At 60.1% G+C, this 17,379-nt stretch carries 13 protein-coding genes; 5 read left to right on the forward strand and 8 right to left on the reverse strand.

Features of this window, described 5'->3' with window-relative positions:
• The first annotated feature begins 139 nt into the window (after positions 1-139).
• From AC0QSG_RS08935 to AC0QSG_RS08950, 4 genes are read left to right on the forward strand one after another with little or no spacing between them, the layout of a single operon-like run.
• Positions 140-799, forward strand: a complete 660-nt coding sequence (locus AC0QSG_RS08935) for a DNA methyltransferase family protein (RefSeq protein ID WP_475375116.1) — start codon at positions 140-142, stop codon at positions 797-799.
• A complete protein-coding gene (locus tag AC0QSG_RS08940; protein WP_475375117.1) occupies positions 792-4,094 on the forward strand; it encodes a DEAD/DEAH box helicase in 3,303 nt (1,100 codons plus the stop codon). Before AC0QSG_RS08935 ends, AC0QSG_RS08940 begins: the two co-directional genes overlap by 8 nt.
• A gap of 2 nt (positions 4,095-4,096) precedes the next feature.
• A complete protein-coding gene (locus AC0QSG_RS08945; protein WP_475375118.1) occupies positions 4,097-5,137 on the forward strand; it encodes an Eco57I restriction-modification methylase domain-containing protein in 1,041 nt (346 codons plus the stop codon).
• The gene (locus tag AC0QSG_RS08950; protein ID WP_475375119.1) at positions 5,134-5,382 is read left to right on the forward strand and encodes a helix-turn-helix domain-containing protein; all 249 of its coding nucleotides are present in this window, start codon (positions 5,134-5,136) and stop codon (positions 5,380-5,382) included. Before AC0QSG_RS08945 ends, AC0QSG_RS08950 begins: the two co-directional genes overlap by 4 nt.
• Before the next feature lie 4 nt (positions 5,383-5,386).
• On the opposite strand, the gene AC0QSG_RS08955 is transcribed toward AC0QSG_RS08950, so the two are convergent.
• The 8 genes from AC0QSG_RS08955 to AC0QSG_RS08990 form a co-directional block, all read right to left on the reverse strand.
• On the reverse strand, positions 5,387-5,785 hold the full coding sequence (locus AC0QSG_RS08955) for a hypothetical protein (RefSeq protein ID WP_475375120.1): 399 nt from the start codon (positions 5,783-5,785) through the stop codon (positions 5,387-5,389).
• The gene (locus AC0QSG_RS08960; RefSeq protein WP_475375121.1) at positions 5,782-7,575 is read right to left on the reverse strand and encodes a hypothetical protein; all 1,794 of its coding nucleotides are present in this window, start codon (positions 7,573-7,575) and stop codon (positions 5,782-5,784) included. Before AC0QSG_RS08960 ends, AC0QSG_RS08955 begins: the two co-directional genes overlap by 4 nt.
• Positions 7,576-7,643: 68 nt before the next feature.
• Positions 7,644-8,411 (reverse strand): ATP-binding protein, encoded by a 768-nt coding sequence (locus tag AC0QSG_RS08965; protein ID WP_475375122.1) that lies wholly within the window; start codon positions 8,409-8,411, stop codon positions 7,644-7,646.
• On the reverse strand, positions 8,411-10,000 hold the full coding sequence (gene istA, locus AC0QSG_RS08970) for an IS21 family transposase (protein ID WP_475375123.1): 1,590 nt from the start codon (positions 9,998-10,000) through the stop codon (positions 8,411-8,413). Before istA (AC0QSG_RS08970) ends, AC0QSG_RS08965 begins: the two co-directional genes overlap by 1 nt.
• 703 nt (positions 10,001-10,703) lie before the next feature.
• A complete protein-coding gene (gene istB, locus AC0QSG_RS08975) occupies positions 10,704-11,483 on the reverse strand; it encodes an IS21-like element helper ATPase IstB (RefSeq protein WP_435728490.1) in 780 nt (259 codons plus the stop codon).
• Positions 11,480-13,021, reverse strand: coding sequence for an IS21 family transposase (istA, locus tag AC0QSG_RS08980; protein ID WP_475375124.1), 1,542 nt, complete (start codon positions 13,019-13,021; stop codon positions 11,480-11,482). Before istA (AC0QSG_RS08980) ends, istB begins: the two co-directional genes overlap by 4 nt.
• Before the next feature lie 91 nt (positions 13,022-13,112).
• Positions 13,113-14,497, reverse strand: a protein-coding gene (locus AC0QSG_RS08985; protein ID WP_475375028.1) for an IS3 family transposase whose coding sequence is annotated in 2 segments (ribosomal slippage) — positions 13,113-14,179 and positions 14,179-14,497 — 1,386 coding nt in all. Because the reading frame shifts where the segments join, the coding sequence is not laid out codon by codon here.
• Between the two features lie 214 nt (positions 14,498-14,711).
• The gene (locus AC0QSG_RS08990; RefSeq protein WP_475375125.1) at positions 14,712-15,830 is read right to left on the reverse strand and encodes a hypothetical protein; all 1,119 of its coding nucleotides are present in this window, start codon (positions 15,828-15,830) and stop codon (positions 14,712-14,714) included.
• A gap of 186 nt (positions 15,831-16,016) precedes the next feature.
• Here AC0QSG_RS08990 and AC0QSG_RS08995 point away from each other — a divergent pair, with 186 nt between their 5' ends.
• Complete coding sequence (locus tag AC0QSG_RS08995) at positions 16,017-17,363, forward strand: IS256 family transposase (protein ID WP_475375126.1); 1,347 nt, start codon at positions 16,017-16,019, stop codon at positions 17,361-17,363.
• The last annotated feature ends 16 nt before the right edge of the window (positions 17,364-17,379 follow it).

The raw sequence follows: 17,379 nt of genomic DNA on the forward strand, positions 1-17,379 counted from the left end.
GCTATTGGTTCCAGCGAGGAGTCGCCGTGTTCAAGCCATCAGCCAAATGACCCGCAAAGATGTCGGCAATCTTCGTCCCTCATGTAAACATTCTGATACATTGGAAATAGTTTAACTTGCGCCTAATTCACGAGGATCAATGACAGCACTGACACCAGATGAGCAGCTCATCAAGTCGCGTGATCGCGTGAGAGCGCATGGTGAGGTATTCACCCCAAGGTCGATGGTCAATCGGATGCTTGACCTCGTGAAGCCAGAGTTGGAAACCGGCCCTAACTTCGTAGACAAGACGTTCTTCGAGCCTGCCGCCGGCGACGGAAACTTCCTGGTCGCCATACTTCGCCGGAAGCTGCACGCCATCGAGAAGCGCTACCAGCCGACAGTGTGGCAGACCGAATCCTTGTTTGCCCTCGCTTCGATCTACGCTATCGAGCTCCTCGAAGACAATCACCGTGCAGCGCAAGAATCGCTTCTAGAAATTTTCGTCGAGTTCCACCAACGCGCCGGAAACTCCTGTGGACCACGCACGAACCTCTACCGTTCGGCAGCCAAGCTGATCGAGCGCAACATTCTCCAGGGCAACACCCTTACAGGTCTTGATGCCGCTGGGGATGAGATTCAATTCTCGTGGTGGCATCGCGTGCTCAACGAACCAGGCATGGTCCAGCGAGAACCATTCTCTCTTTCATCATTGCGAAACTCATCTACTGGCATAGGGATGTTCGATTTTGCGATCTACGACTCCTACGAGGTCTGCCGCGTCGAGCACGTCTACAAAGAAGTGAAGGCTAATGTCTAACCCGAAGATCAGCACTTTCCACGAAGTCACTCCGTACGTCTACTCGTGGACTACCCCCGACATTCCCAAGTATGCAGGCTGGGAGAAAATTGGCTACACCGAGCAGGCTGGCGGCCCAGATGTACGCATCGCGCAGCAGGCATCCCAACTGTCCGTGCGCAAGGAAAAGTTGTGGGCTCTGCGTGCGTTTTTCCAATCTGAACGCGGTGGACGATTCACCGACAAGGACTTCCACGTCTATCTGAAGCAGCAGAAGATTCTGCGAGAATACAATCCTGATGCCACTCCAAAGCGCACTGAGTGGCATCACTTTGCTGACGCTCCGCGCACCTCTAAGGAATACTTCCTTCAGTTCGCCAGCCAAGATGAAGTCGATCTGCAGCGCGTTGGTACTGACGACTACGCTCTGCGCCCCGAACAGGACGCTGCGGTCAAACAGGCGCTGGAAGCGTTCGCTGCTGGACATGACGAAGTGCTATGGAATGCCAAGCCACGTTTCGGCAAGACCTTGACGACCTATGATCTGGTGCGGAAGCTTGAGGCCCGCAAGGTCCTGATCGTGACCAACAGGCCCGCTATCGCCAACTCGTGGTTCGACGATTTCACCCGCTTCATCGGGCACCAGACCTCGTATGTTTTCGTCTCAGAGTCAGCATCGCTGGCTGGCCGTGAAAAGATGACCCGTGAGGAATGGCGCAAGTACTCTGACCAGCGCCAGGATGAGGACCCACGCATAGTTGAGTTCTTGTCGCTGCAGGATCTCAAGGGTTCCCAGTACTTCGGCGGCCACCACAAGAAGCTGAAGCACATTGCCGACTTCGAGTGGGACCTGCTGGTCATCGACGAAGCCCACGAGGGCATCGACACCACGAAGACTGACATCGCGTTCGACAACGTCACCCGCACCCAGACGCTGCACCTGTCCGGTACACCGTTCAAGGCCCTGGCCTCGGGCAAGTTCGACCAGAAACAGATCTACAACTGGACCTACGAGGACGAGCAGACTGCCCGCGAAGAGTGGTCCGATGAGTCCCAGGACAACCCGTACTCATCGCTGCCTACTCTGAACATGTTCACCTACCAGGTTTCGCGCATGATCACTGATCGCCTTGCGCAGGGTGTGGCGCTTTCTGAGGACGAAGCGAACATTGACTATGCCTTCGACCTCAACGAGTTCTTTATGGCCAAGGAAAATGGCGTTTTCGAGCACCGCGACGACATCGCAAAGTTCCTAGACTGCCTCACCCATAATGAGAAGTACCCATTCTCCACGCCAGAACTGCGCGAAGAAATCCGGCACTCATTCTGGCTGCTGGACCGCGTAGCTTCTGCCAAAGCACTCGAAAAGCTGTTGAAGCAGCATGAGGTGTTCAAGGACTACACCATCATCCTCGCCGCGGGTGATGGCAAGAGCCACGACAACCTGGACACAGCTGCCTCCGAGAAGTCGCTGGACCGGGTGCGAATGGCTATTGCCGAAGCTGAGAAGAACGGTGGCAAGACCATCACTCTGTCGGTCGGTCAGCTGACCACGGGAGTCACCGTGCCGGAATGGACTGCGGTGCTAATGCTGTCGAATTTGTCCTCACCGGCCTTGTACATGCAGGCAGCCTTCCGCGCCCAGAACCCCCACACGTGCATGCGGGGCGAACATGTGCTGCAGAAGAAGAACGCCTACATCTTCGACTTCGCACCCGAGCGAACCCTCACCATCTTTGACGAGTTCGCCAACAATCTGCGACCGAACCCATCGGGCAGCTCCGAGGCGCGTCAGGAAAACATTCGTCGCCTGCTGAACTTCTTCCCGGTCATCGGTGAGGACTCAGAAGGCCGAATGGTGGAGCTTGATGCCGCCCAGGTGCTCACCATTCCACAGGTCTTCAAGGCAAAGGAAGTCGTGCGCCGCGGATTCCTCTCAAACCTGTTGTTCGACAATGTGGCTGGTATCTTCCGCTACTCGGAGCACGTCAAGAAGATTCTTGAGAAGCTCCCGGAAGCCAAGGAAGGCAAGCTCAAAAGCGGCACAACGATCTCTCTTGAGGATCCGGCTCCGATCACTGACCGTGATGGCAATGTTCTGATTGATACTGAGACGGTCATCAATCCGAAGGTTGCTGAGCTCGGCATTCCCGTGTGGAGCAAGGAAGAAGTGCCTGCCATCAATCCAGCGAAGCCACCGGCCAAGTTGGCCAAGGAACTTGCCAGCTTCGTCACTGAGAAGACTAAAGTCACTCGTGAAAAACTCAAAGACGAATACGACCTGACTGCCGCCCAGGTGAACCGGGACATCAAACAAACCGAATCCAAGGTGGAGGCTGCTGTTGAGCGTGCCATCGCCGACAAGACCATTGCTGAGAAACACCTCGAAGACGAGCTGGAGAAGGCCACCACTGACGACGAAGTGGCTGCTGTTGAGAATAAGAAAGCCGAAAGTGATTCTGTCTTTGAAGCAGAAATCATGGACATTCTGAAGAACTCAGCCAAGGCAGTAGCAGAGGAAACTGTCACCCGTGAAGAAACCAAGAAGGACCAGAAGCGAGCCAACACGACTATGGATGACGCGCGATCCCACCTTCGCGGGTTCGCACGAACCATTCCGTTGTTCCTCATGGCATACGGCAATGAGGACATGCGCCTGTCAAACTTTGACGACCACACACCAGATGATGTCTTCAAGGAGATTACTGGGATCAGCGAGGCAGAGTTCCGCATCCTCCGCGACGGCCAGGAAGTAGTCGAGGAAGATGGACAGACGGTCCAGATCCCTGGGCTCTTCGACGAAGCTGTATTCGATCAGGCAATCCAGGAGTTCCTCGCAAAGAAGGCGGAGCTCGCAGACTACTTTGACGGCTCACTGACCGAGAACATCTTTGCTTATATTCCACGGCAAAAGTCCTCGCTGGTATTCACCCCGCAGCCTGTAGTTGGCCAGATGATTGACCTGCTAGAGAAGGAAAACCCAGGAATCTTCGGGGATCCAGCAAAGACCTTCGCTGATCTCTTCTCCACGGCAGGGCTATTCCTGATGGAACTGGTACGGCGTCTCGACACTGGGCTGGAGGCCGAGATCCCCGACCAGCAACAGCGGCTCAAGCACATCCTCACCAAGCAACTGTTCGAGATGAGCCATAACCAGATCCTCCACGACATAACCATCGAGGCCGTCTCTGGCGGACTTAATGAGCGCAAACAGTGGATGGAAGATTCTGGACACTACCAAGTCGGCAACCTAGCAACAATGACCTCAGACGAGCGCAAGGCCCTTGTCAACGACATGCTCCAGGAAGGTAAGTGAACATGGACAAGAAGTTCGATGTAGTAATCGGAAATCCGCCCTATCAGGAAGAATCCAAGGGCGATGCGACAAACCAGATGCCGATCTATCACCACTTCATTGAGGCAGCATACGAAGTCGGCAATAAAGCTGTCCTGATCACTCCTGCCAGGTTCTTATTCGATGCTGGGTACACGCCAAAAGCATGGAACAAGAAGATGCTCGAAGACAAGCATCTAGCTGCTCCGATATATGCACCAATCAGTGACAAGCTTTTCCCTGGAACAGATATTAAGGGTGGTGTTGTCGTAACGTATCGTGATCCCGAGCGTGTCGCTGGGCCTATCGGCACTTTCACTAAGCATCCCGAGCTCAACGACATCCTTCATCAGGTGGCTACTTTCGACCCGGTGCCGCTGACGGATCTCGGCATCACTAACGACCGTGTCTACCGCTACTCGCAGGAAATGCACGATGAGCATCCTGAACTTCAAGCTCTCATGTCCTCTGGTAATCAATATAAGCTTGACTCTAAAGCGTTCTCCCGCCTTTCGTCGGTATTCTTTGAGCAGAAGCCGAATGACGACGCGAAGTACGTTCAAGTTCTAGGCCTTGACGAACAGAAGAAGCGCTTGTTGCGTTGGATTCGAAGTGACTTCATTGATGGGCCAAAAGCGCTTCATAAGTATAAGGTTGCGCTTCCAAAAGCGAATGGCTCAGGGCACTTCGGCGAAGCCCTTGCCCCACCAGTAGTCATGGCACCTAAAACCGCAGTTACCGGTACATTCATTACGGTGGGTGCTTTCGACACGGAGTCTGAAGCACAAGCCTGCTTGAAATATCTCAAGTCCAAATTCAGCCGGGCGATGCTTGGCATCCGGAAAGTTACTCAAGACAATTTGGCCAGGGTGTGGACGCATGTCCCAGCTCAAGACTTCACTGACGACTCAGACCTCGACTGGTCGAAGTCAGTGCCGGAGATTGACGAGCAGCTGTACAAGAAGTACGGACTCAGCGCTTCGGAAATCGACTTCATCGAATCCAATGTCAAAGCTATGGTTTGAGCACTGTCATCATGGCTGAAACTGATTCAAATGCCATGTCTGAGATCGCCCAGCAGGTCCGTGCAGCTCGCACGGGCCGCGGGCTGACTCAGGGCATGCTTGCTGCAAAGGCTGGCGTATCCCGCCCGTCTGTAGCCCGTCTGGAAGCAAGTGAAGATGTCAGCACGGATACGCTGAGCAAGATTTCCGAGGTGCTTGGTTTGAAGCTCACCCTTGCTGAGCTGCAGCCGGACGACGACCAGTAGGCCGTCAGCTGCCACCTTTCGGCCGCCGGATGCCGACCACCGTGGACTTGTCCGTTCTGCCGTGCTGTTGCTCCAGTGACAGCACGTTGATGACTCGTTCCAGCTGCTGCCGGTCGTTGGTCAGCTCGCGGATCTCTGCTCTGAGCCGTTTGATCGTCTCATCGCGTTCTTTGAGCTGTTCGCGTAGCTTGACCACCACGGCAGGTTCGCCGCCTGTGGCCTCCACGCGGACCTTGAACTCGTCTTGCAGGTCGGTGAACTTGTGGGTCAGCAGCCAGCGTTTGACCCCGGCTTCGTTCGCGAGTGACTTGATGGTGAGCTTTCCGTCTGAGCGCAGTGGCTTCCCCTCGACCAGCCTGGTCATGGCATCACGGATTGCTTGGCGCTGAGTTTCGTCAGTCATAGCTCCACCCCTGTTTCATCGTGGGCCTGTACCAGTGCCTCCAGCAAGCTGACGCGCTGCTTCGAACGCTCACGCAATGGCAGTGGCACCGCCTCGGACTCTGCTTCCCGCTTGGACTCGTCAATCATCCGCTGGATGCGTTCGATATGTTCATCGGTCCGCGCAATGTTGGAACACCGCGCGTCGCAGGCTGTCGGGTCCGGGCTCTGTCCCACAGACTTGTTCACTTTCCGGTCTGGGTGGCACAGGGCCTTGGCTGGGTCGTAGCAGCAGGCGAGAATCTGCGGCCCGTTGTCGTAGATGCGCAATGCCGGATTCCGCATCAAGGATGCGGATTGTTTGGCGTTCATGACCTTGCCAGCGTACACATCCCGGTACTCTTCCACCGCGCGCTTGTACCGTTCGGCAGCCGGTCCGCTGACATGGCTCCCGTTGTCAGCAGCATCCACCGCACGGGCCAGCCCATCTGACACGCTCAGGGCTTCCTCCATGGGAAACAGATCGCGCAGCCCTGCCGATACCCTGGAACCGTAGCCATCAGTGGTGTAGCTGTGCAGATGCCCGTACTGGATACCCAACGCAACCCGGCCACCTGGCAGTCGATAGATGAACCAGGCCAGGGTTCGCCGGAACCGGCGGAGGACAACCAGGCCAGCCGGGTCTTCTGGGATGATTTCGTGTTCCCGTTCCAGCCGTTCGGCTTGCTCGTTGCACCAGTCGATGAGCCACTGAATAGACCATTTGGCACTTTGATTGCTTACACTGGTGACTGTCGACGCAGACCGTCTGGAGATGACACGGAACTCGTTCTGCGGGAAGAGTAGCTCGTGATCATGAAGGCCTTCAGCAACACGAATAGCATCCGCAACAGGTCCGATCACAGTCCACGGAACCTCTCGGGTCTTGCCTCCAGGAATGAGATTCCCATGCTCGTCAGTGGCGGATTTGAAAGTCTGACCCTCGATACGGAAACTCGTCGATCCGTCGTCGCCAGTGATTTCCGTGCAGCATCCTCGGTTGAGCGCTCTGACTTCTTCACCTCTCATCCCGCTGAGATAGCAAACGATCACTAGGCAGGCAGTAAGCACCAGCCGCTTCAGACGGGTAACTTCGTAGTAGTCGACTGAATCAGTCCATGGTTTGCCGTCGATAGTTCCCATCGGCTTGCAGGGCAGTGGAGCCGAGGCTTCGTTGGATACCTCGTATTTGTGGTGAATCCCCTTCAGGGCGAACTGGGGCACGCCTAATGTCGCGGAGAGGTACTCAGCTGCTAGAGCTGTGCTTCGCCCTTGCCGTCGATTCCTTACGATCGTTGCCGGTAGCTTTTGCCCAGTTTGCTGGAGTTCGCGGATATATGAATTGATGATTTCCAAACCGTTCGATGGCTGCCCCTTGGGGATTGATGCCTTCATCTTTTCTCGCACCGAGGAGGCTTCGATGACATCGCTGGACAGATCGTTGACCAGTCGTTGGCACCAGATCAACAGTGGCGACATGGTGGCTGGATGAATTGGCTCAGTCTTGTTTTCCGCAGTCCAGTCAGAGGCCCCCACGATGTCTTCGAGGTTCCCCAACCGCTCCCAGGGCGGGGACACAATCCGATAGTGGGCAGGCAGAAATGGACTAAGCAACCAGACTCGGCTCACCGCCAGTAACTGCCGCCGCTTGGGGTTGTAGGAGACCTTGCTGTCAGCAATGAGATCCGCGTACTGGTCCAGCGCTTCCGGGGTCAGATCCGACAGGTTCCGTTCTTTACTGGCGAGTAGCGCTTGCTGGTAGCGGTAGTCCATTTAGTCGGTAGCGCGGTTCTGGCGAGGTGGTAGCGGCCCGGGCGCTGTGTACCCGGGCCGCTCCGGTGTTATTCCCAGTAGTCCTGGTGGGCGCGGGCCTGGTCGTTTTGGTGCCTTCGCATATCGATCTGGCCGAGGTTGATGATCCGGGCGTTGTTGGCGAGGCGGTTCACGATCGAGTCCGCCGCGACCCGATCGGGCAGTTCGGCGATCCAATGCGCCGGCCCGGTCTGCGAGGCGATCATCGTCGGCAGCCGGTGTTCGCGGTTCGCGAGGATCGCGAACAGGTCGCTGGCGGCGTCGCTGTCGATGCCGACGGTGAGGAAGTCGTCGATGATCAGCAGGTCGATGTTGGAGAGCTCGTTCAGCAGTTTCTGGTGGGCGATGCCGTCGCCGCGTGCGATGACGAGCCGACGGGCGAGGTCGTCCATCCGGAAGTAGAGAACCGAGTGTTCGCTCTGGCAGGCGCCGATGGCCAGCGCGCAGGCGAGGTAGGTTTTCCCGCCGCCGGTGGGCGAGATGATGAGCAGGTTCGTCGCGTCGGAGCGCCAGTCGTGGGCGGCATAGCGTCGCATCCGAATGGGGGTGATGCCGCGCCCGTCGCGGTAGTCGACCTCGGCGACGGTCGCGCCCGGGATCGGGAAGGCGGCCTGGCGGATGAGTTTGTCGACCTTGTTGATGCGCCGGGACTCAAGGGCGTCGTCGACGGCGGTTAGGAACAGCTGCTCGGGGGTGAGGGTGTCGTTGCCTTCGTCTTGGATGAGCTCTTCCAGCCGGGTCGCGACGTGGGTCACGCGCAGGGCCCGGAACTTGTCATAATCGATGCTGGTGAACATCACTTCCCCTCCTCGTCGCGTGCATAGTGGGAGGCATCGCGAACATAGACGTCTGGCATGGTGTCGCGGAAAACGACGGTGCTGACGCGTTTGCGTGTCGAGGCCGCCGGGACCTGCGGCCGAGGCTTCTTCGCGTCGCTGTCGATCGCCGCCATCAGACGTTTCAGTGTCGAGTAGGTCGGATGGGCGCTGCGGTTCACGAGTTCCTGGCAGGCCGCCTCCAGCCGTTCCCGGTTGTTTTTGCCGAGCCCGTCCAGGACGTTCTGGCAGGACAGGTAGCCCTGCGCCTCAATCACCTGGCCGTCGAGAATCTGCTCGATCACCGTGACGGTTGCCGGCCCGACGCTGCGCGCCCGATCGGTGAACCACCGCCTGGACCACAGCCCATCGATATTGCGGTGCTGCGGCGGGACATGGCCGGGCAGGGTCGAGTACTGGCCCTTTCGGCCGGTCAACCGCGGGTGTTCGCAGAGCATCTCGTGCCCATCGAAGACCGTCACCCGGGACGAGGTCAGCCTCACCCGCAACAGCTTCCCCGCCAAAGCGAACGGCACCGAATACCGCTGCGTTTCGGCGGTGACGTGGTAATTACGGCCGGCCTTCAGTTCCTTCCAGGAGACGTCTTCGAACGCAGCGTCCGGCAACGGCTCGAGGAACTCCCGTTCCTCGGTGTCGAACCTCTCCCACCTGGTCGTATCGTCAGCGCGGCGGATGTCGTGGTTGATCTCCCGCACCCGCTCCTCGATCGCAGCATTCAACTCGGCCACGGTCGTGAAGACATCGTCGTCGAGGTAACCGATGACGCGCTTGTTCACGACGTTCACCGCGTTCTCGGCTGCGGCCTTGTCACGCGGGCGCTTAACGCGTGCCGGAACGATCGCGCACTGGTAATGGTCGGCGAGCTGCTGATACCGAGTATTCACAACCCGCTCCGCGTCACCCTTGTGGACTTGGTGGGTCGAGGTCGTCGGGTTGTCCGGAACGACGATCTGCGGAACGCCGCCGAAGAACGTGAACGCCTGAACGTGAGCGTCGAGCCAGGCCGGGGACTTCATATCCGCGTAGGCGCGGCAGAAGATCACGCCCGAGAAAGGCAGCACAGCAACGAACAACACCGCCCTGACCACCTCGCCGGTGATCGTGTCAACGACGTCCATCGTGTCGCCGGCCCAGTCCACCAGCATCGCCCGGCCCGGCTCGTGCCGGAGCACCGCCACCAAATCGTGGGTGCGGAGATAATCGGTGAACAGGGCGCAGAACTGCGAATACCCGTACTTCTTGCCCGCGTCCTTGGTATCGACGTAACGGCGCCAAGCCAACAGCAGAGTGAAGTGCCGGTTCTGTTTCATCGACGCCAGCACCTGCGACAGGTCGGGCTGGACGTACTCCTCTGATACCTTCCGGCGCCCGTCGGGGAACCACTTCGCGAGCTCAGTGTCGGTGATCGCACCCACCGAAGTGACACCCCGGCCCTGGATCTCCTGCCGAACCCGGGCCACGTCGCGATGCGAGCACCCCGCGATCTCGACGACTTCGCGGTAACTCCGCCCCTCCAGCAACAGCCCCAATATTTTCCGATAGTCCACCATGAACCCGCCCTTAACAATGAAACGACAACGCCGAATGCGTTGTCCCTTCACAGCAGAGCAGTACATCAACCGCCAGCGCTACCGTGTACCCGGAAACGTGCTACCAACTCGACGGACTACCGCTACCACCAAGCGCTAGGTGCCACTTTACTAAACTCAAACCATCTCAGGAACGGGAGTATGTCGTGGTAGGTTGTCCGCACGCTCTGCACCGATAACCGGCTGCGAATCGAATGCTTGCGGTTCATCTGGTTAATTGGCGTTTCCTCATTCAGAAGCAACCAGAGGAAATGCTTACAAAAGTCCCTCGCCCTAGATGGCACGTTCGCAAAATGAAAGTTGATCAATGGGGCCGTTGACTTCTGCCGGCTGACATCAAGCGTCCACACGCCGTCGCTAAAGACCGAGTCTGACAGCTCCGGATGGACTTTCGTGTGCCCCTGGATTGGCAACCCTTGGGCGACCTCAGCGTGCCTTTGCGTAGTCATGCGTCTAGCTCCCTTCCGATGAGTCGAGAAATCAAATCCTCAGTTTCCGTTGTCTTCTGCAACCGTGCTCCAGCGATCTCTTGTCAATGGCCAATAGTTTGTGCCCATGGGCGGCCAGCAGAAATGCCCGCTGGTGGCCATGAAAACTGCCCACTCATGGCCACCAGATCTGCCCACCTGATGTTCGGTGGCGTTGGCCATGTTGGGGTCGGGGTTTAGTTCATTGGCGTGACTCCTTTTCCGGCCAAGGCCTGGCTGAGTCGGATTGAATCTCCTGATGTCTGGCAGACGTGGGCGTGGTGCAGCAGCCGGTCCACGGTTGCCGTTGCCAGGGTTTTAGGCATGAGCTCGTCAAAGCCGGCAGGATGCAAGTTTGAGGACACCGCGATAGACCGTTTCTCATAAGCGGCGTCGACGAGACGGTAGAGTCCCTCCGCCGCGTCAACGCCGACCGGCAAGAGGCCTATGTCATCGACCACCACCAGATCTGCGCGCAGGATCCGGGCGACGACTTTGGTGACGCTGTCATCGGAACGGTGGGCGCGCATGAGAGCGCCGAGGTCCTCGAGGCGGAACCAAGCGACCCGCAGTCCGGCTTCGACGGCCTGCTGCCCGAGGGCTTCGAGGAAGAATGTCTTGCCCGTGCCGGAGGGGCCGCAGATCACGACGTTCTCCTTCCTTCCGATCCATTCCAGCGTCCGCAGCGCCTGCTGCGTCGGCGTGGGGATCGAGGATGCGGCGGGGTCCCAGGTGTCGAAGGTTTTCCCGGTCGGGAAGCCCGCGGCCTTGCGCCTGGCGGCAAGCATGGAGCGGGATCGACCGGCGACTTCCTCGACGAACAGGGCCTTGACGACCTCGGCCGGTTCCCAGCGCTGGGCGCGGGCAGTCGCGATCAGCTCCGGCGCCAAAGCCCGCGCGTGGGGCATCTTCAGCTGCCGCATCAGCGCCTCCAGCTCCGCCGGCAAGGCCGGTGCGGTGACCGGGACCGGACTCATGCGCTTTCCTCCAGAACGGCGGCGGCCTCGGCGGTTGCGGGTGGCTGGCCGATGGCTGCCCACCCTGCGGTGCCTTGGGTGAGTGACTGGGTTTCCCTGGCGGCATGGGTGGTGGTGCGTGAACCCGCTGCGTTCAGGATCGAGGTGAGGTCCTTGTTCGCGAAGCGGCCATGGATGGCCGCGGTTCCCAACGCGTGATCGACTTCGGACTGCCCGGCGATCTTGGCCAGGGCGACGGCTTCGGCCATCTTCACGTTCATCCGTGCCGTCCCGGCGGCTGCGGCCTCGAGCAGCCAGGTCCGGGCGCCGTCCCCGATCGCGAGGAACTCCGCCTCCGCGGCCGTCCGGGCCTTCGCTGTGTAGTCGCCAGGGATCCTGGGCCGGTGGTCCGGGAAGTGGGCGTCGTTGATCGCCGGGCTGCCGGGCCGGGCGCGCCGGTGCCGGGCGACTTCCACCGGGCCCTGGCTGCCGTGGTGGACGACGATGACCTGTTCATCGGGTCCGGCGCCGTGGGATCGGACGAACACCCCCGCGCCGAGCAGATACGCCGGGACGGAGTACTGACCGTTCTCGAAGGTGACCATCGGCGTGTTCTCCGGGACGGACCGGGAGAGGCCGAACGCGACCGTGTGCGCGGTGTCCGGGATGCGGTGCAACCGTGGCGCTTCCTCGGTCAGCATCGCGGCGGGTTTTCGGCGGGTAGCGCGGTGCTCACGGTGGTTGACCTCATCCATGAAGCCCTGGCACGCCGCCTCGATCTCGGCGAAGGAAGCGTATTCGGGGCGCAGGTTGGTGTCCTTGGGCACGATGTCGGCCTTGGCGAGTTTCACCGAGGACTCCACGCCGCCCTTGGACGCGGGATCAGCCGGCTGGCAGGTCAGGACCGTCACGCCGTAATGGCGGGCGAACTCGACCGTCTGCTGGTTACGGACAGGGACCCCGGCGACGTGGGAAACGGTGACCGTTTTCTCGTTGTCGGTGAGGACGTAGGTTGGGGCGCCGCCCACGACACGGAACGTGCGGTCCAGCGCCGCGAACACACTCGGCGCCGTCCGGTCCCGCAGGACGATCACGACCCGGAACCGGGACCACGCCAGCCATGCCACGAACAACACGGTCTTCTTGCCCTCGATCACTGGGCCGTCGCCGAAATCGTACTGGATCCACTGACCAGGTTCGGTCACCCAGGGGCGGTGCACCCGGACGTGGCCGAGCCGCCAGGCGGCGCGGACCTGCGCGACTGCCCGGCGGGTCGAGCGTTCCGAACCCTCGTAACCGAGGGCACGGAGTTTCTCGTGGGCTTTATCGGCTCGGATCTTGCCCTTGGAAGCCTCGATCCATTCCTCGATCTTGGGCAGGAACGCATCAGTGACCCGGCCCCGGTAGGCCGGCTCGGCGATCGGCTGACCGGCGTCCCGGGCAGCGACGTGCCGGGCGACCGTGTGGTGCGAGCAGCCGGTGAGTTCCGCGGCGGCGCGCAACGAACCCGTCAGATCATACGCAGCAAGTATTTCCATGATTTCTCCGTCAAACTTCATTAGGGCCTCTTCCCGGGCGACTTTGGTGCGACTAGACACCGTTATCAAACCCCGGGACGGAATTTTTCAAGTCAAGCGGTACCAAGGTGAGTTAGGCTGCTGGCTTTTCGGTGGTTTCGGTTGGTTGGTTGATCCATGCTGGCCCGGGCAGGGCTAGGATTTTGGGGTCGGTGGCGGTGTTGAATCGGTGTGGGTGTTTGGCCCGGGCCGCGGCCAGTGTCTGCGAACGCTTCCCGGCGACCGAGTCGGCGAAGCCGTAGTGCACGTTCGCCGGGGTGTGGAGCCCGATCCCGGAGTGCTGGTGGTGGTGGTTGTACCAATCCACGAAGCCGCTGATGAACGCCCGGGCATCGCCTAGTGAGCCGAAGCGCTCGGGGAACGTCGGCCCGTATTTCATGGTCTTGAAAATCGACTCCGAGTAAGGGTTGTCGTTGCTCACCCGGGGCCTGGAGTGGGATCGGGTGACCTCCAGGTCCGAGAGCAGCGCGGCCACCGTTTTGGAGGTCATGGACGTGCCGCGGTCCGCATGCACGACCTCCGGGACGCCGTGGATACCGAAGATCTCCTTCATCATCTCCACCGCGAGGATCCCGGATTCGGTGGCGTGCACATGCGCCCCGACGATGAACCTCGAATGGATGTCCACCATCAGGTAGCAGTCGAAGTACTTGCCCTTCACCGGTCCGGCTAGCTTCGTGATGTCCCAGCTGAGCACCTGGCCAGGGGCGGTGGCGACCAGTTCCGGGATGGCCCGGGCCGGGTGCTTGGCCAGCCGGCGGCGTTCGGCGACCTGCCGGTTCTCCCGGAGCACCCGGTAGAACGTGGAGACCGACCCGAGGTAGATGTCCTCCTCGAGCAGCTTCGCGTAGACCTGCAGGGGTGCCAGGTCCACAAACCGTGGGGAATTCAACGCCGCCAAAATCTCGGCGCGCTCCGCATCGCTGAGCCTGTTCGGCGGCACCACCGGGGCCTGGTCCACCGGTGCGGCGGGCTTGCGGTAGATCGTCGTGCGCGAGAGCCCGACCAGAGCCGCGGCCCGCCGCGTCGGCATATCCGTCTGCACCAACAGTCGGTAGGCCCCGGTCATTTCTTCTTGGGTTTCGGTTCGTCCGGCGATTCCGCGATGGCGTTCTCGAAGAACGCCGAGAGTTTTCCCATCACGTCCAAGGCTGCCTCGGTCTGCTTCAACCGGCTCTCGCTCACCCCCAACTGGCGGCGCAATCTGGCGATCTCCACCTGCTCCGCAGAGAGCTTCCCCACGGTTTCGCCAGCTTTCTTGCCGGCCAGCACGCCAGCATCGCGCAGCCTGCGCCACTCGGCGATCTGGGAGGAATACAAACCTTGTTCACGCAGGAACGCAGCACCTCCCTGACGGGTGCAGGCGTCCTCGTACCGGGTCAAAAACTCGAGCTTCTGCGCGGGGCTGAACGACCGTCGCGGGGTCGGTCCACCGGCACGCGGTCCGGAACTACTCATGGATCCATCGTGGCCCACATCGGCCAGAACTAGATTAGACACGTTGATCGGTTTCCTGATTCTCGCCCTACGCGATCGAGCTGATTTGCTATGTCACCCTGGTACCGCTCCAGCCTGACACGTAGGGGGAAGAGGCTCCCGCCGCTTAAGCAGCAGGGCTACGTCAAAGAAGTGGGCAGATCTCACGGCCACCAACGGGCAGTTTCCATGGCCGTCAGTGGGCAGTTCCGTGGCCGCCTATGGGCAGTTTTTCATGGCCGCTAACAATCTCTGCCTTGGTGGCAAGCCGAGACAAGAGGTTCCGCAGCCTTGCCTGGTGCATTGCAAACTCCCGGTTCCACCGCTCTTCGCTGACCGTGGACGAGATGGACTGCAAGGCGTCAAATAGCACCACAAGCTGGGGCAAGTGCCGTGGAGTGGCAACAGCGTTGTCGCAGCCGAAGCACATCATGAAGGAAGCCGCACAGGCACCGTTCTGGTCTGTATCGAAGGGGCTGTGGAAGAAGTCAGTGCAGGCGGCCGTAGCCGTATCCAATGTCCCGTTGAGCAGCGACTGGGCTGCCTCCTGGCCGATACCCAGCCGTGCGGATAGCGCTTCCACATGGGCTCCGTCCGCCGGCAGCTCTTGTGCGGTGACGGTGCGGATTTCGACAAACCTCTGTGCGTGCTGGAGAGCTTCTTGCTGCCCTTGCAAGAGCACCGGTACGGCTTGCTTGACAGTAGCTGGCTCGGACCGCCGGTAGATTTCCTCGCTTACCGTTTCGGAGTTCTGCCGGCTCCTCTGGCTGTGTACCTGCTCGGTCAGCCGGAGACGGCGAAGATTCAGGTGAAGTGGAGTACCGTCGTCACCGAGCACTGGAGCCAGCTTGTCCAAGGACTTCACAAAGTAACCGCTCGTTGACCAGTCCGTAATGAAAATCCCGGAAGGATGCCTGGTCGTTTGTGTGCCCAAAGCAATAAGCAACTGGTTTGTGGGGAATCCTAATTGCTCAAGCGTGTAGCGAGCTGGCTGAGTCATCCGAATAGCCCACTCCATGAGGCGGGATTCGTTTCCCGCGAAGTTGCTGGTGAAATACCTTTTGGCTGGACCACGCCGGGGTTTGTCCAAATGGGCCGTATACACCGATCCGGTGGACTTGATGGGGATCCCAGACACCAACTCGGGAACTTCCATGCCGAACACTACCGACGAGTTGTAACCCCGCTCGCAAATGAACAGCACTACCAGGGCCAGGGTTTCCGCAGGACTTGGAAACAGCAAATTCCTCGACCGTTGATGAGGTTCAAGACCGAAGTGCTCTTTCAAACCTGAATGGTGCGGAAACTTCTCCATGACCTTCGGTATCTCACCGGTGGTCAGCAGATGGTCAAGAATCTGGCCTTTGCTCCAGTCTTTCCATCTCGCCCTATACGGTTTATCCTCTGGATCTTCGAGGGTGTCAGATGGTGTGTGTAAGTAGCCTAGTCACCCTTGGAATGGAGCATGATTGTGACTGTGACTGACCACAAGAATCCGGTGATGAAAGTAGACGCGTCCAAAACCGCCGAGCGGATGGCTGCGGTGGGGGACATGGAGGCGCTGAAGTCTTCGGGGGCCTTTGACGAGTTGATGGGCCAGATCGACCGTGGGGAGATCGAGCTCGACGGCAAGGACGGGTTCATCCGGCAGATCATCAAGGCCGGCTTGGAGCGTGGCCTGAAGGCCGAACTGTCCGGGCATCTGGGGTATGAGAAGAACGAGTACGCCGGACGCGCGGTGTCCAACTCGCGCAACGGCACCTACCCCAAGACGGTGTCCACCAGTGCCGGGGACGTCGAACTGGGCATGCCCAGGGACCGGGCCGGCACGTTCGTGCCCCGCCTGGTTCCCAAGGGATCGCGGCGCACCAGCGAGCTGGCCGACATGATCGTGAGCCTCTATGCCGGGGGCATGACGGTGCGCGACATCGAACACCACCTGGCCTCCACGATCGGCACCGAGCTCTCGCGCGAGACGATCTCCAAGATCACCGACGAGGTCCTGGACGAGGTGATCACCTGGCAGAGCCGGCCGCTGGATGCGATCTACCCGATCATGTACCTGGACGCGATCGTGGTGAAGATCCGCGACGGGCACCACGTGAAGAACAAGGCCGCCCACATCGCCGTGGGCGTGGACATGGAGGGCATCAAACACGTGCTGGGCATCTGGATCGCCGAGACGGAAGGCGCCAAGTTCTGGGCCGGGGTCTGCGCGGAGCTGGCCAACAGGGGCGTGAAGGACGTGCTGATCGTGTGCTGCGACGGCCTGACCGGGTTCCCCGAGGCGATCGGCGCGACATGGCCCCACGCCACCGTGCAGACCTGCGTCGTGCACCTGATCCGAGCCTCCACCCGCTTCGTGTCCTACGGAGACCGCAAGCAGGTCGCCGCGTCCCTGCGCACCATCTACACGGCCCCGACCCAGGAAGCCGCCCGGGAGGCCCTGGATGAGTTCGCGGCCGGGAAATGGGGGGTCAAGTACCCCGCGGCGGTGAAGACATGGGAGCACGCCTGGGAGCGCTTCACGCCGTTCCTCGGCTTCCCGCCGGCGCTGCGGAAGGTCATCTACACGACCAACGCGATCGAGTCGCTGAACTACCAGCTGCGCAAGGTCACCAAGACCCGCGGGCACTTCCCCAACGACCAGGCCGCCACCAAACTGCTCTGGCTGGCGATCTGCAACATCGAGGACAAACGCGCCCGCGAAAGGGCCAAGGCCCGCACCACCACCCGGGAATCGACCAGCGGAGGCCTCGTCGAAGGAGCCGGAACCATGGGCTGGAACCAGGCCCTCCAGCACCTGATGCTCACCTACCCCGAACGCCTCGAACAACACCTCGCATAACACCAAAACGGACCAG

This window comes from Arthrobacter sp. LT660 (assembly GCF_056172845.1).